We start from the raw sequence: 15,622 nt of genomic DNA, 5'->3' as shown, positions 1-15,622 counted from the left end.
TTCTACTTCTTTCTGAATGAAAGAAGTTACCATAAGGTTTTGAATTTAATTCAGAATTTTATGTTGACTTTCAAAGTAGAAAGCGTAATATACGCCTCCTGCTCACGTGTTACGACACGGAAAGCAACGCTCTTTAACAATTTAAACCTATCAATCTGTGTGGGCACTCGTTGATGATAATCGAAAAGATTTATCAATGAACTGAGTGACCAATACAATGATTTTTAATCATTGGCACAGTCAATTCATTATCATTCTGTTGGAATGATAATAGCTTTAAAATTACATTAGTAGTTTTGAAGTCAGTATTCATTGAGCCGTTCTTAGGAACAAAAAACTTTAATTGAAGAGTTTGATCATGGCTCAGATTGAACGCTGGCGGCAGGCCTAACACATGCAAGTCGAGCGGAAACGACAACATTGACCCTTCGGGTGATTTGTTGGGCGTCGAGCGGCGGACGGGTGAGTAATGCCTGGGAAATTGCCCTGATGTGGGGGATAACTATTGGAAACGATAGCTAATACCGCATAATGTCTACGGACCAAAGAGGGGGACCTTCGGGCCTCTCGCTTCAGGATATGCCCAGGTGGGATTAGCTAGTTGGTGAGGTAATGGCTCACCAAGGCGACGATCCCTAGCTGGTCTGAGAGGATGATCAGCCACACTGGAACTGAGACACGGTCCAGACTCCTACGGGAGGCAGCAGTGGGGAATATTGCACAATGGGCGCAAGCCTGATGCAGCCATGCCGCGTGTATGAAGAAGGCCTTCGGGTTGTAAAGTACTTTCAGTCGTGAGGAAGGCAATACAGTTAATAGCTGTGTTGTTTGACGTTAGCGACAGAAGAAGCACCGGCTAACTCCGTGCCAGCAGCCGCGGTAATACGGAGGGTGCGAGCGTTAATCGGAATTACTGGGCGTAAAGCGCATGCAGGTGGTTTGTTAAGTCAGATGTGAAAGCCCGGGGCTCAACCTCGGAACCGCATTTGAAACTGGCAGGCTAGAGTACTGTAGAGGGGGGTAGAATTTCAGGTGTAGCGGTGAAATGCGTAGAGATCTGAAGGAATACCAGTGGCGAAGGCGGCCCCCTGGACAGATACTGACACTCAGATGCGAAAGCGTGGGGAGCAAACAGGATTAGATACCCTGGTAGTCCACGCCGTAAACGATGTCTACTTGGAGGTTGTGGCCTTGAGCCGTGGCTTTCGGAGCTAACGCGTTAAGTAGACCGCCTGGGGAGTACGGTCGCAAGATTAAAACTCAAATGAATTGACGGGGGCCCGCACAAGCGGTGGAGCATGTGGTTTAATTCGATGCAACGCGAAGAACCTTACCTACTCTTGACATCCAGAGAACTTTTCAGAGATGAATTGGTGCCTTCGGGAACTCTGAGACAGGTGCTGCATGGCTGTCGTCAGCTCGTGTTGTGAAATGTTGGGTTAAGTCCCGCAACGAGCGCAACCCTTATCCTTGTTTGCCAGCACGTAATGGTGGGAACTCCAGGGAGACTGCCGGTGATAAACCGGAGGAAGGTGGGGACGACGTCAAGTCATCATGGCCCTTACGAGTAGGGCTACACACGTGCTACAATGGCGCATACAGAGGGCGGCCAACCAGCGATGGTGAGCGAATCCCAAAAAGTGCGTCGTAGTCCGGATTGGAGTCTGCAACTCGACTCCATGAAGTCGGAATCGCTAGTAATCGTAGATCAGAATGCTACGGTGAATACGTTCCCGGGCCTTGTACACACCGCCCGTCACACCATGGGAGTGGGCTGCAAAAGAAGTGGGTAGTTTAACCTTCGGGAGGACGCTCACCACTTTGTGGTTCATGACTGGGGTGAAGTCGTAACAAGGTAGCCCTAGGGGAACCTGGGGCTGGATCACCTCCTTATACGATGATTACTCACGATGAGTGTCCACACAGATTGATATGGTTTAGAAAGTAAGAGAGTATTTTACGAAACAGCTTTTAGTTGTTTTGTGAAAAATTGGGTCTGTAGCTCAGCTGGTTAGAGCGCTCGCCTGATAAGCGGGAGGTCGGTGGTTCAAGTCCACTCAGACCCACCAATTTTTCCTTATACTGCGTTAGATTCTTCGTTGTGTACTGATGTACACGGCCTCACAATCTGCCTTGTCTAAGAAAAAATACCAAGATGGGGCTATAGCTCAGCTGGGAGAGCGCCTGCCTTGCACGCAGGAGGTCTGCGGTTCGATCCCGCATAGCTCCACCATCTTTAAGTGTTCTTGAAAGTAGAATCTTTAAAAATGGTATTTCCGTTTAGGAAATAATCATGCTCTTTAACAATTTGGAAAGCTGACGATAAGTAATTGATTTATTACTTATCAAATTTAAAAGTTCTCAAATTCTATATCTTTATGATGTAGGTACCAACACACATTCAAGTGTTCTTGGGAATAACATCATTGCCTGATGTTATTCAAATTTGAGTCCGGCAAAATCGAATGTTATCTCGCTCATAATAAAGAGATAACGCACCTTGGAAACGTCATACTACGTTGTAGCAAACGTATTGCGTTAAGCAAGACCCTTTGGGGTTGTATGGTTAAGTGACTAAGCGTACACGGTGGATGCCTTGGCAGTCAGAGGCGATGAAAGACGTAATAACTTGCGATAAGCCCAGATTAGGTAGTAATAACCATTTGAGTCTGGGATTTCTGAATGGGGAAACCCACGTGCATAAGCACGTATCATTAACTGAATACATAGGTTAATGAGGCAAACCCGGGGAACTGAAACATCTAAGTACCCGGAGGAAGAGAAATCAACCGAGATTCCGAAAGTAGCGGCGAGCGAAATTGGATTAGCCCTTAAGCTTTTAATGACACAGACGAAGGCTCTGGAAAGTGCCGCAATAAAGGGTGATAGCCCCGTAGTCGACATGTCGTTTTGAGTGAAATCGAGTAAGGCGGGACACGTGATATCCTGTTTGAACATGGGGGGACCATCCTCCAAGGCTAAATACTACTGACTGACCGATAGTGAACCAGTACCGTGAGGGAAAGGCGAAAAGAACCCCTGTGAGGGGAGTGAAATAGAACCTGAAACCGTGTACGTACAAGCAGTAGGAGCTCTTCGAGAGTGACTGCGTACCTTTTGTATAATGGGTCAGCGACTTAATTTTAGTAGCAAGGTTAACCGAATAGGGGAGCCGTAGGGAAACCGAGTCTTAACTGGGCGTCGAGTTGCTAGAATTAGACCCGAAACCAGGTGATCTAGCCATGGGCAGGTTGAAGGTTGAGTAACATCAACTGGAGGACCGAACCGACTAATGTTGAAAAATTAGCGGATGACTTGTGGCTAGGGGTGAAAGGCCAATCAAACCTGGAGATAGCTGGTTCTCCCCGAAAGCTATTTAGGTAGCGCCTCGGACGAATACCAATGGGGGTAGAGCACTGTTAAGGCTAGGGGGTCATCCCGACTTACCAACCCTTTGCAAACTCCGAATACCATTGAGTACTATCCGGGAGACACACGGCGGGTGCTAACGTCCGTCGTGGAGAGGGAAACAACCCAGACCGCCAGCTAAGGTCCCAAAGTATAGCTAAGTGGGAAACGATGTGGGAAGGCTTAGACAGCCAGGATGTTGGCTTAGAAGCAGCCATCATTTAAAGAAAGCGTAATAGCTCACTGGTCGAGTCGGCCTGCGCGGAAGATGTAACGGGGCTAAGCTATACACCGAAGCTGCGGCTGCACACTTTGTGTGCGGGGTAGGGGAGCGTTCTGTAAGCGGTTGAAGGTGGTCTGTAAGGGCTGCTGGACGTATCAGAAGTGCGAATGCTGACATGAGTAACGATAATGGGGGTGAAAAACCCCCACGCCGGAAGACCAAGGGTTCCTGTCCAACGTTAATCGGGGCAGGGTAAGTCGACCCCTAAGGCGAGGCCGAAAGGCGTAGTCGATGGGAAACGGGTTAATATTCCCGTACTTCTTATAATTGCGATGGGGGGACGGAGAAGGCTAGGTGGGCCTGGCGATGGTTGTCCAGGTTCAAGTATGTAGGCGGAAAGTTTAGGTAAATCCGGACTTTCTTAACGCTGAGATACGATGTCGAGCTGCTACGTGCAGTGAAGTCATTGATGCCATGCTTCCAGGAAAAGCCTCTAAGCTTCAGATTATAAGGAATCGTACTCCAAACCGACACAGGTGGTCGGGTAGAGAATACCAAGGCGCTTGAGAGAACTCGGGTGAAGGAACTAGGCAAAATGGTACCGTAACTTCGGGAGAAGGTACGCTCTTGGCGGTGAAGTCCCTTGCGGATGGAGCTACTAGGAGTCGCAGATACCAGGTGGCTGCAACTGTTTATTAAAAACACAGCACTGTGCAAAATCGTAAGATGACGTATACGGTGTGACGCCTGCCCGGTGCCGGAAGGTTAATTGATGGGGTTAGACTTAGGTCGAAGCTCTTGATCGAAGCCCCGGTAAACGGCGGCCGTAACTATAACGGTCCTAAGGTAGCGAAATTCCTTGTCGGGTAAGTTCCGACCTGCACGAATGGCGTAATGATGGCCACGCTGTCTCCACCCGAGACTCAGTGAAATTGAAATCGCTGTGAAGATGCAGTGTACCCGCGGCTAGACGGAAAGACCCCGTGAACCTTTACTACAGCTTGGCACTGAACATTGACCCTACATGTGTAGGATAGGTGGGAGCCTTTGAAACAAGCACGCCAGTGTTTGTGGAGGCAATCTTGAAATACCACCCTTGTATGCTTGATGTTCTAACGTAGGTCCCTAATCGGGATTGCGGACAGTGCCTGGTGGGTAGTTTGACTGGGGCGGTCTCCTCCCAAAGAGTAACGGAGGAGCACGAAGGTGGGCTAAACACGGTTGGACATCGTGTGGTTAGTGCAATGGCATAAGCCCGCTTGACTGCGAGAATGACAATTCGAGCAGGTGCGAAAGCAGGTCATAGTGATCCGGTGGTTCTGAATGGAAGGGCCATCGCTCAACGGATAAAAGGTACTCCGGGGATAACAGGCTGATACCGCCCAAGAGTTCATATCGACGGCGGTGTTTGGCACCTCGATGTCGGCTCATCACATCCTGGGGCTGAAGTCGGTCCCAAGGGTATGGCTGTTCGCCATTTAAAGTGGTACGCGAGCTGGGTTTAGAACGTCGTGAGACAGTTCGGTCCCTATCTGCCGTGGGCGTTGGAAGATTGAAGGGGGCTGCTCCTAGTACGAGAGGACCGGAGTGGACGAACCTCTGGTGTTCGGGTTGTCATGCCAATGGCATTGCCCGGTAGCTAAGTTCGGAATCGATAAGCGCTGAAAGCATCTAAGCGCGAAGCGAGCCCTGAGATGAGTCTTCCCTGGCACTTTAAGTGTCCTAAAGGGTTGTTCGAGACTAGAACGTTGATAGGCAGGGTGTGTAAGTGCTGTGAGGCATTGAGCTAACCTGTACTAATTGCCCGTGAGGCTTAACCATACAACACCCAAGGGGTTTTGTGGACTCGAAGTAAGAACTTTGAATGTGTGACAGAGACTTTTAAATACAGCTTTCTAGATTATTTTACCTTTAGCTTTTTTAAAAAGCTGAAAGTAAAGCAAAATTTGCTTGGCGACCATAGCATTGTGGACCCACCTGATTCCATGCCGAACTCAGAAGTGAAACACAATAGCGCCGATGGTAGTGTGGGGCTTCCCCATGTGAGAGTAGGACATCGCCAGGCTTTAATTAAGTTTTTAGATTTTATATCTAGAGACAAAAACTGGATAAGGCATTTATAAGACCTTGTTTAGTAACAAATTGGTGCGGAGTGGTAGTTCAGTTGGTTAGAATACCGGCCTGTCACGCCGGGGGTCGCGGGTTCGAGTCCCGTCCACTCCGCCACTAATAAGAAGCCCTAGCAGAAATGCTAGGGCTTTTTTTCGTCTATAGTATTTCATCAACTCTTCTCTTTGATGGTATTCTTTAATCATAATTAAGAAGAAATAAATGGTTATCTAAATCGATGAAAAAGTTATTTATATTAGTCGTCCTTTTATTTTCTATTTGTTCTTTAGTTGCCTTTGCTAGTTTGTTTGGCTTACTCACTTATAAAGATAAAGGCTATGACTGGCAGTGGCTTGGTTTCCCTCTTATAAATAGCGGTGTACAGATAGCCCGTACCAGTGACACTCATCAATTACTGTTGCGTAAAGTCTATTTATTTCCCTCCACAGAGGTCTCTGTGTATACCACTATGAACAATAAGTTGGTATTGCATCTCGCAAGCTTCCAGACTTGTTCTGACTCGAAACAAGGGCAGCTACAACTGAATCAAAAGCCAATTCAAACCATTACGTTTAACTGTAAAGATCGTAATGAGATGATCTTTAGCGTAGTAACTTCTCATTTGAACAATGCGATCATTGATTTTGATGGGCAAAAATTAAGCATTGATTTTGCTGAGTGGAATATTGCTGATATTAAAAAAGATCAATTTAAACAACTACATTCGCAGTACTTTGAACAGCTCGGGCAACCTTCTGAGTATCAGTGGTCACGTGATTAACACTTAGATTGCATATTCGTACTCGACACCTCCTCTATATTGCAGTAGTCTAAATGTAGAAACGTATAGACGTCTAGATGCTTAGAGGAGTTAAGTTTTGCCTATTCGAGTTCCCGATCAATTACCTGCAACAGATATACTCAGAGGCGAAAGCATCTTTGTCATGTCAGAAACTCGTGCATCGACGCAAATGATTCGTCCATTGCGCGTACTGATCTTAAATCTGATGCCAAAGAAAATAGAGACTGAAACCCAGTTTTTACGTCTACTATCGAATAGCCCACTGCAGGTTGATATTGAATTACTTCGTATCGATAACAGACCGAGTAGAAACACTCCAACAGAGCATTTAGATAACTTCTATCGACAATTTGAAGCGGTTAAAGAGCGCAACTTCGATGGGCTTATCATCACTGGCGCGCCATTAGGTTTAGTTCAGTTTGAGGATGTATTCTACTGGGATCACCTCAAAACCATCATGTCTTGGGCAAAAGAGCACGTTACTTCAACCTTGTATGTGTGCTGGGCTGCACAAGCAGGATTAAAGCTGCTCTATGACTTACCTAAAAGAACACGTAAAGAAAAGCTATCAGGCGTATACAGCCATGAGACGCACAATGCTTACCATCCACTATTAAGAGGCTTTGATGATTGCTTCTTAGCACCTCACTCTCGTTATGCTGACTTTTCATCTGATTATCTAGCAGAGAATACAGACTTAGACATTCTAGCCACCTCTAAAGAAGCTGGAGTCTATTTAGCAGCAACGCAAGACAAGCGTAATGTATTTGTGACGGGACATCCTGAGTATGAGTCACACACGCTGCATACTGAGTATGTTCGAGATTGTGGCGAAGGCATGGAGCCACAAATCCCAGTAAATTACTATCCTGATGATGATCCTAGCAATGACCCACATGCTACTTGGCGTAGTCACGGACATTTATTATTTAGTAACTGGCTTAATTACTGTGTGTACCAGCAGACGCCTTATGATTTGGATAAGTTCTCAGAGAAGAACTTTACTATCGACGAATAGATATAGGCTTAGTTAAAAACAAAAAGGCATACCTTTGAGTGGTATGCCTTTTGTCTATTTGATGGGAAAATTATTTACTTTCGTTTTCTTGTGTAGCGGCAGGCTCTAAACGTTTAGCCTTTTCGATCAATGGTGTAATCGTCATCCCTTGTACTAGAATCGAGAACATCACAGCCGCATAGGTCATCACGATAATGATCTCTTTTACGTCGATATTTTTCTCAGGGATTACCATAATCCCTGCGGGTATTGATAGTGCCATTGCCAGTGCCAACCCACCTCTTAAACCGCCCCAAGTGAGAATTTTCACAGACATAGGGTTGTAGTCTCTAAAACGACTAAAGCAGGTATAAGAGAGCTTAATGCTGATGTAGCGTACTAATAACACCAGTGGTACAGCTACAATCATCATGATCCAATCTTCTTTATGGAACTCAAACAGCAACATCGACATACCGATAAGCAGGAAGAGCACCCCATTTAAAAACTCATCAATCAATTCCCAGAAGTGGTCTAAGTGACGATGACTCTCTTCGGTAAAACCGGATTTACGAGTCCAGTTACCAATGATAATTCCCGATACCACCATAGACAGCGGGCCGGATACTCCCAGTGATTCAGCCAATGCATATCCAGCGGACGGTATGATTAGAGTCAGTAGTAGTTCCATTGAATGGTCATCGGTTAAGCTGATGAGCTTATGGAATACAAGGCCTAAAACAAAACCGTAGGCAATACCACCAATCGCTTCTTGGAGGAATAGAACCGAAACAGAACTAAACGTAGGGGTGTCGCTACCAAAAGCAATACTAAAAATAGTGACAAATATGACTAAGCCAAAGCCATCATTAAACAGTGATTCGCCTTCTATTTGCGTAGAAATACGCGTCGGGGCTTGTAACTTCTTTACGATGGCTAATACCGCAATTGGATCGGTTGGCGAGATCAGTGCGCCAAAGAGCAAACAATAAATCAGGTCAAAGTTAAAACCGATTAAAGCAAAGATAGCGTGTAAAGAAAATCCAATCGCAAAAGTGGAAAACAATGTAGCGGCTAACGCTAGAAACGAAATTTCCCATTTTTGATCTTTTAAATGATTAAGTTGAATACCTAAACCGCCAGCGAAGAGCAGAAAGCCAAGGATTCCTTTTAGCAGGAAGTCTTCGAAATTAATCGATGCGATAGTTTCTCGGGCTACGTGGGATAACTTAAACCATCCAGCTTGACCTGCAATGATAAGCGCCAACGAAAGCAACATCGCCCCAGCGGTAATGGCTATCGTGGTTTGCATCTTCCCAATTTTGCTGTTTATAAATGCGATAAATACCGCGCCAGCAGCTAAAAAAGATAGCGTATGGTAGGCGTCCATTCCTTTCTCCTAAGTTTCGCAAGTCCCAACACTGTGAGACAAATTAATAGTGATATCAAATAAAACTCATCTTACTAGTGCATCATAGCGTTAATATGCATACTTTAGACGTCTAGAAATCTAATTTTTCTGTGATAGGATGTTATTAATAAGTTAGTAATAGCACGTCTGAGCAGGATGCAGTATGAGAGAACAGATAGAAGCCCAATTAAAGAAGCATATTCTTTTGATCGATGGTGGCATGGGCACCATGATCCAAAACCTGAAACTAGAAGAAGAAGACTATCGGGGTGAACGCTTTGCCGATTGGCATTGCGATTTAAAAGGAAATAATGACTTACTTGTTCTGTCTCAGCCGCAGTTGATTAAGCAGATCCACAGTGATTATTTAGAAGCCGGCGCGGATATTCTAGAAACGAACACCTTCAACTCAACCACCATTGCGATGGCGGATTACGATATGGAGGAGTTGAGTGAAGAAATTAACTATGTGGCGGCAAAACTGGCTCGTGAAGCAGCAGACGAATGGACGAAAAAGACGCCTCATCGACCTAGGTATGTAGCGGGTGTTTTAGGTCCAACTAACCGAACTTGTTCTATCTCTCCAGATGTTAACGATCCAGGCTTTCGTAATGTGAGCTTTGATGAGTTGGTTATCGCTTATAAAGAATCTACTTTAGCGTTAATCAAAGGTGGCTCAGACCTTATTCTTATCGAAACCGTCTTCGATACTCTCAATGCCAAAGCGTGTGCCTTTGCTGTTGAAACTGTATTTGATGAAATCGGCCAGACATTGCCTGTGATGATCTCAGGGACTATTACCGATGCCTCAGGTCGTACCCTTTCAGGACAAACAACGGAAGCGTTTTATAACTCTCTACGTCATGTAAACCCGATTTCTTTTGGTTTGAACTGTGCATTAGGCCCAGATGAGCTTCGCCCGTATGTGGAAGAGCTGTCTCGCATTTCAGAAACTTTTGTATCGGTTCACCCGAATGCCGGTCTACCGAATGCCTTTGGTGAGTACGATCTTTCTGCTGAAGATATGGCAGAGCACATTCAAGAATGGGCTGATTCAGGATTTCTAAACCTTGTTGGTGGCTGTTGTGGTACTACGCCAGAGCACATTAGAGCTATGGCAGACGCCGTAGAAAAAGCGGCTCCTCGCGCACTGCCTGATATCAAACCTGCTTGTCGCTTATCTGGTTTAGAACCGCTCTCTATAGAAAAAGAATCACTGTTTATGAACGTTGGTGAACGAACCAACGTTACCGGTTCCGCTCGCTTCAAACGTCTAATAAGAGAAGAGCTTTATGAAGAAGCGTTAGATGTTGCTCGTCAGCAGGTAGAAAACGGCGCTCAGATCATCGATATCAATATGGATGAAGGGATGCTTGATGCTGAAGCCTGTATGGTTCGCTTCTTGAATCTTTGTGCGTCAGAACCCGAAATTTCTAAAGTGCCTATCATGGTCGACTCCTCTAAGTGGGAGGTTATCGAAGCCGGTCTAAAATGTATTCAAGGCAAGGGGATTGTGAACTCAATCTCTATGAAGGAAGGCAAAGAAAAATTTGTTGCTCAAGCTAAGCTGATTCGTCGTTATGGCGCAGCGGTTATCGTGATGGCTTTCGATGAAGTAGGCCAAGCCGATACACGCGAGCGTAAAGTCGAGATTTGTACTAATGCCTACAATATTTTGGTTGATGAAGTTGGCTTCCCTGCTGAAGACATCATTTTTGACCCCAATATCTTTGCGGTAGCAACCGGCATTGATGAGCACAATAACTATGCGGTCGACTTTATCGAAGCGGTCGCCGATATTAAGCGTACGCTTCCGCATGCGATGATTTCGGGAGGGGTGTCTAACGTTTCCTTCTCTTTCCGTGGTAACAACTACGTGCGTGAAGCCATCCATGCGGTTTTCCTATACCACTGTTTCAAGAACGGTATGGATATGGGTATCGTAAACGCAGGTCAGCTAGAGGTTTACGATAACGTTCCAGATAAACTGCGTGAAGCGGTAGAAGACGTTGTTCTTAACCGTCGTCCAGATGGTACTGAACGATTGCTTGATATTGCGGATGAATACCGTGAAAACGGTGTTGGACCTAAAGATGATGGTACGGCGCTAGAATGGCGTGGCTGGCCAGTTGAAAAACGCCTTGAACATGCGCTGGTTAAAGGCATCACTGAATTTATTATTGAAGACACAGAAGAGGCGCGAGTTAAAGCCAGTAAACCACTAGAGGTGATTGAAGGCCCTCTAATGGATGGCATGAACGTCGTCGGTGACTTGTTTGGTGAGGGTAAGATGTTCTTACCTCAGGTTGTAAAATCTGCTCGTGTAATGAAGCAAGCTGTTGGTCACTTAGAACCGTTTATCGATGCACTCAAAGAAGTCGGTCAAACCAACGGTAAAATACTATTAGCCACCGTTAAAGGTGACGTGCACGATATTGGTAAAAACATTGTTGGCGTAGTACTGCAGTGTAATAACTACGAGATCATCGATCTTGGGGTAATGGTGCCTTGTGATAAAATCTTGAAGGTCGCCAAAGAAGAAAACGTTGATATTATCGGTCTCTCTGGGCTTATCACGCCATCATTAGATGAGATGGTATACGTAGCCAAAGAGATGGAGCGCCAAGGGTTTAAACTGCCGCTACTGATTGGTGGCGCAACCACCTCTAAAGCGCATACCGCGGTGAAGATTGAACAAAACTATTCTGAGCCTGTGGTATACGTGAACAACGCTTCTCGTGCGGTGGGTGTCTGTTCTGCATTATTGTCTGATCAGCTGAAACCAGCATTTATTGAAAAATTGGATTTGGATTACGAACGTGTTCGTGACCAACATGCGAGAAAGCGTCCTAAGACAGCGCCAACCACAATCGCAAAAGCGCGTGAAAATAAGGTCGATATTGATTGGTCGTCTTATGTTCCTCCTGCGCCTAAGCAGTTAGAGCCTGTCATCCTTAAAGATATGAGCGTGTCGGTGTTACGTGAATATATCGACTGGACTCCTTTCTTTATGACTTGGACATTGATGGGTAAATACCCTGCCATTCTCGATCATGAAGAAGTAGGTGAAGAAGCTCGTCGTTTGTTTAAAGATGCCAATGATCTATTAGATAGAGTGGAGCGAGAAGGTCTGCTAAAAGCCAATGGTATTTGTCAATTATTCCCTGCCAATAGCGTGGGTGATGATATTGAAGTTTATACCGATGAGTCTCGTACTACAGTGGCTAAAACCTTGTGTCACCTTCGTCAGCAAACCAAAAAACCGAAAGGATTTAACTACTGTTTGAGTGACTATATTGCTCCGAAAGAGAGTGGGGTAAAAGACTGGGTTGGTGCGTTTGCTGTGACCGGTGGCATTGGTGAGCGTGAACTGGCGGATAACTATAAAGCTGCGGGTGATGATTATAATGCCATCATGATTCAAGCTGTGGCCGACCGTTTAGCAGAAGCATTTGCAGAATATCTACACCAAGAAGTGCGTACTAAAATTTGGGGATACAGCCCTGATGAGCAATTGAGTAACGATGATCTTATTCGTGAAAAGTATCAAGGCATTCGTCCTGCACCGGGTTATCCTGCATGTCCTGAACATACAGAGAAAGGCCCTCTGTGGGATTTAATGCAGGTTGAAGAGCGTATTGGTATGTCGCTCACGACCAGCTACGCCATGTGGCCGGGTGCTTCTGTTTCAGGTTGGTATTTCTCTCATCCTGACAGTCGTTTCTTTGCGATTGCGCAGATCCAAGAAGATCAAGCCAAAGACTATGCCGAGCGTAAAGGTTGGGAGTGGTTAGAAGCTGAGAAGTGGTTAGGTCCAAACCTGAACAACTAGCAAGTAAACAACAAAAATGGGGCTAAAGAGCCCCATTTTTTATAGTTCGTTATTCGCTTAACTAGCTTTCAAGCATTAGCCTTCAAACAGCTCTCTATGTAAGTGCTGCACTGCGTTACGTGCATAAGACTCATGCAGCAAGAAACACAGGTTATGGCAACTTGCGCCGTAACAGATCATACGTAGATTGTAATCTTCCAGCGTACCAAAAATTTGCTTCGCCGCACCTTTAGCTTGTCCCATCTCGTTACCAATAAGTGCCACAAGACTCAGATTATGTTCAACCACCACAGAACAGAGTTTTTCCAGTTCTTGTTGAGCCGCTGGTGGCAGTTTAGGTGAGCCGCCTTGAGTGTTGGTATGATCGAGAGTCAATGACACACTGATCTCTGAAGTGGTAATAAGATCAACCGAGACTTTATGTTGCGCCAGTATGGTAAATACTTTGGCTAAGAAGCCACTGGCTTGGAACATATTTAGGCTTTTTAAAGTGATCATGGTTTGATTACCACGCAGTGTCACCGCTCTAAATAGTGGTGCGCTTTCGACTTCTTGCTTAACCCAAGTTCCGCCTAGCTGAGGCTCTTTGGAAGAACCTACGAACACAGGAATCTTGTGTCTCAATGCAGGTACTAGAGTGGATGGGTGTAAGATCTTAGCACCAAAATTGGCCATTTCTGACGCTTCAGCAAAACTGATTTCTTTAATTGGATGCGCTTGCGGCGCAATACGTGGGTCAGTGGTATAAATGCCAGGTACGTCAGTCCAAATTTCCAGTCCAGAGGCTGAAATAGCTTCAGCAATAAGAGCAGCACTATAGTCACTGCCGCCACGGCCTAGAGTTGTAGTTTTATTATTAAGGTCTGAACCAATAAAGCCTTGAGTTACAACAATCGACTCTTTGCAAAGTGGCGCGAGGTGCGTTTGTACGGCAATACTAATTTCATCCAGTAGAGGTTCAGCGTTACCAAATACCGATGTGGTTTTCATTACCGTACGGATATCAAAGCGTTGTGCATTGTGGCCTTTTTCGCACATTAACTGACACAGGATATGCGTCGACATTAGCTCGCCACAAGAGACCAATTGGTCGGTGAGTTGTTCACTCGGTTCATTCACCGCTCTTTCAGCACACTGAGAAATCTTGGTCAGTATTTCATTGATTTCATTGTTGATTTTTTCTGGGTGTTTTAACTGATTGATAATTGAGAAGTGAATATCAACTAACGTTTGTAGAAGTTGTTCGCGTTTGGTTTGTTCTGTAACACCATTCGCAAGCTCAACTAAAATATTGGTTACGCCAGAGCAGGCGCTAATTACAACCAGTTTAGTTTGAGGGTTGTTTTCTACAATAGTCACACATCGGCTCATCGCCTCGAAGTTTGCCACACTGGTGCCACCAAATTTAGCAACGTTAATTGCGCTCACTGTATCTCTCCATTAGTCCTTTAGAATGTGCAAATACCCATACTGAGTTAACAGTATGAGATTCAAATGCGTTTTATTAATCACACATTTGATAATAAGAGCTTGCCCTGAGGTATTTATCTCTTCTCTTCATTGAACTGGTTTGTATAAATTATGTCAATATCTTAATCCCGATCTTGGCTTTTTTACCTACCGCATACTTCTGAGCTTTGCTTATTGACGCTGGTTTTTTATGCAATAAGCTGTTTATTCTCATTTAAAATTAAGGCTTTACTATGCGCAGCTTCAATCCTCCTAAACGAACTCTACTTGGCCCTGGTCCTTCAGATATTTACCCTCAAGTATTACAAGCATTGTCGCGTCCAACTATTGGACATTTAGATCCTTTGTTTATCGGCATGATGGATGAGCTTAAATCGCTACTAAAATATGCCTTCCAAACCGAAAATGAATTTACCATCGCGATTTCGGCGCCGGGCAGTGCAGGGATGGAAGCGTGTTTTGTCAACCTTGTTGAACCGGGAGAGAAGGTGATTGTTTGCCGCAATGGTGTGTTTGGCGAACGAATGCGACAAAATGTAGAGCGTTGTGGTGGTATTGCGGTTGTGGTGGACGATGAATGGGGCGCACCGGTATCAGCGACTAAATTGGCAAGCGCTGTTGCTGAACACCCTGACGCGGTAGCGGTTGCGTTTGTGCACGCCGAAACATCAACCGGTGCTCTGAGTGACGCGCAAGCATTGTCAAAAATAGCCAAAGAGAAAGACATGCTGGTGATTGTTGATGCCGTCACTTCGCTAGGCGGCGTACCACTATTAGTTGACGAATGGCAGTTGGATGCAGTGTATTCAGGGAGCCAGAAATGCTTATCTTGTACTCCGGGATTGTCCCCTTTGACCTTTTCAGAAAAAGCGCTAGCAAAAATTGAATCGAGAACTCACCCAGTACAAAGCTGGTTCTTAGATCAAAGTTTAGTGCTAGGGTATTGGAGTGGCGCAGGTAAACGTGCGTACCACCATACAGCGCCAGTGAATAGCTTGTACGCGCTGCATGAATCCTTATTGTTATTAAAAGAGGAAGGGTTACAGCAAGCGTGGCAACGTCATGCCGATGCTCATCAAATATTAAAACAAGGGTTATCTGAGCTGGGTATTCGATTTGTAGTGGATGAGCAATATCGATTGCCACAATTAAACGCAATTTATATTCCAGAAGGTGTTGATGATGGCGCTGTGCGTCAACGCCTATTGAATGAGTACAATCTGGAAATTGGCGCGGGGCTTGGAGACTTAGCAGGAAAAGCATGGCGCATCGGTTTGATGGGCTATGGCGCCCGCAAGGAAAATGTCGCACTTTGCTTGCAGGCACTTAAAGAGGTGTTATAACCACGAGAGCTAAACCACCAGTGAGGG

6 protein-coding genes, 3 tRNA genes and 3 rRNA genes are annotated in these 15,622 nt (G+C 45.4%); 10 read left to right on the top strand and 2 right to left on the bottom strand.

All coding sequences use genetic code 11. From position 1 onward, the window contains the following. Positions 1-340: 340 nt before the first annotated feature. The 8 genes from OCU38_RS11270 to metA all read left to right on the top strand — a co-directional run bounded on the left by OCU38_RS11270 (position 341) and on the right by metA (position 7,560). Positions 341-1,893 (top strand): 16S ribosomal RNA (locus OCU38_RS11270). A gap of 99 nt (positions 1,894-1,992) precedes the next feature. Beyond that, positions 1,993-2,069: transfer RNA gene (locus OCU38_RS11265), tRNA-Ile, on the top strand. 88 nt (positions 2,070-2,157) lie between these two features. Further along, positions 2,158-2,233 (top strand) — tRNA-Ala (locus OCU38_RS11260). A 331-nt stretch (positions 2,234-2,564) separates the two neighbouring features. Next, positions 2,565-5,452: ribosomal RNA gene (locus OCU38_RS11255) — 23S ribosomal RNA — on the top strand. A gap of 128 nt (positions 5,453-5,580) precedes the next feature. Next, positions 5,581-5,696, top strand: a 5S ribosomal RNA gene (gene rrf, locus OCU38_RS11250). Together the 16S, 23S and 5S rRNA genes with 3 tRNA genes alongside form the textbook arrangement of a ribosomal RNA operon. Before the next feature lie 84 nt (positions 5,697-5,780). Beyond that, positions 5,781-5,857: transfer RNA gene (locus tag OCU38_RS11245), tRNA-Asp, on the top strand. Between the two features lie 121 nt (positions 5,858-5,978). Next, the gene (locus OCU38_RS11240) at positions 5,979-6,521 is read left to right on the top strand and encodes a hypothetical protein (protein ID WP_261823132.1); all 543 of its coding nucleotides are present in this window, start codon (positions 5,979-5,981) and stop codon (positions 6,519-6,521) included. 97 nt (positions 6,522-6,618) lie between these two features. Beyond that, positions 6,619-7,560: a homoserine O-acetyltransferase MetA gene (gene metA, locus OCU38_RS11235; protein ID WP_261823131.1), complete on the top strand. Its 942-nt coding sequence runs from the start codon at positions 6,619-6,621 to the stop codon at positions 7,558-7,560. A gap of 70 nt (positions 7,561-7,630) precedes the next feature. Here the strand turns inward: metA and OCU38_RS11230 are convergent, their stop codons facing one another. Further along, positions 7,631-8,929 carry a cation:proton antiporter gene (locus tag OCU38_RS11230; RefSeq protein WP_261823130.1) on the bottom strand — a complete coding sequence of 433 codons (1,299 nt, stop codon included), beginning with the start codon at positions 8,927-8,929 and terminating at the stop codon, positions 7,631-7,633. Positions 8,930-9,113: 184 nt separating this feature from the next. Here OCU38_RS11230 and metH point away from each other — a divergent pair, with 184 nt between their 5' ends. Further along, positions 9,114-12,782, top strand: a complete 3,669-nt coding sequence (gene metH / locus OCU38_RS11225) for a methionine synthase (protein ID WP_261823129.1) — start codon at positions 9,114-9,116, stop codon at positions 12,780-12,782. Positions 12,783-12,857: 75 nt separating this feature from the next. On the opposite strand, the gene lysC is transcribed toward metH, so the two are convergent. Next, the gene (gene lysC / locus OCU38_RS11220; protein WP_261823128.1) at positions 12,858-14,210 is read right to left on the bottom strand and encodes a lysine-sensitive aspartokinase 3; all 1,353 of its coding nucleotides are present in this window, start codon (positions 14,208-14,210) and stop codon (positions 12,858-12,860) included. A 275-nt stretch (positions 14,211-14,485) separates the two neighbouring features. On the opposite strand from lysC, the gene OCU38_RS11215 reads away from it, so the two are divergent. Continuing rightward, a complete protein-coding gene (locus OCU38_RS11215) occupies positions 14,486-15,595 on the top strand; it encodes a pyridoxal-phosphate-dependent aminotransferase family protein (RefSeq protein WP_261823127.1) in 1,110 nt (369 codons plus the stop codon). Positions 15,596-15,622: the final 27 nt, after the last annotated feature.

The sequence above is a fragment of the Vibrio neonatus genome (genome assembly GCF_024346975.1).
Classification (GTDB): Bacteria; Pseudomonadota; Gammaproteobacteria; order Enterobacterales; family Vibrionaceae; genus Vibrio; species Vibrio neonatus.
This window is presented reverse-complemented; position numbering and strand designations above follow the sequence as displayed.

Coding starts and splice junctions, on each gene's coding strand:
- OCU38_RS11240 (WP_261823132.1), top strand. CDS start 5,979: ATGAAAAAGTTATTTATATTAGTCGTCCTTTTATTTTCTATTTGTTCT.
- OCU38_RS11230 (WP_261823130.1), bottom strand. CDS start 8,929: ATGGACGCCTACCATACGCTATCTTTTTTAGCTGCTGGCGCGGTATTT.
- metH (WP_261823129.1), top strand. CDS start 9,114: ATGAGAGAACAGATAGAAGCCCAATTAAAGAAGCATATTCTTTTGATC.
- OCU38_RS11215 (WP_261823127.1), top strand. CDS start 14,486: ATGCGCAGCTTCAATCCTCCTAAACGAACTCTACTTGGCCCTGGTCCT.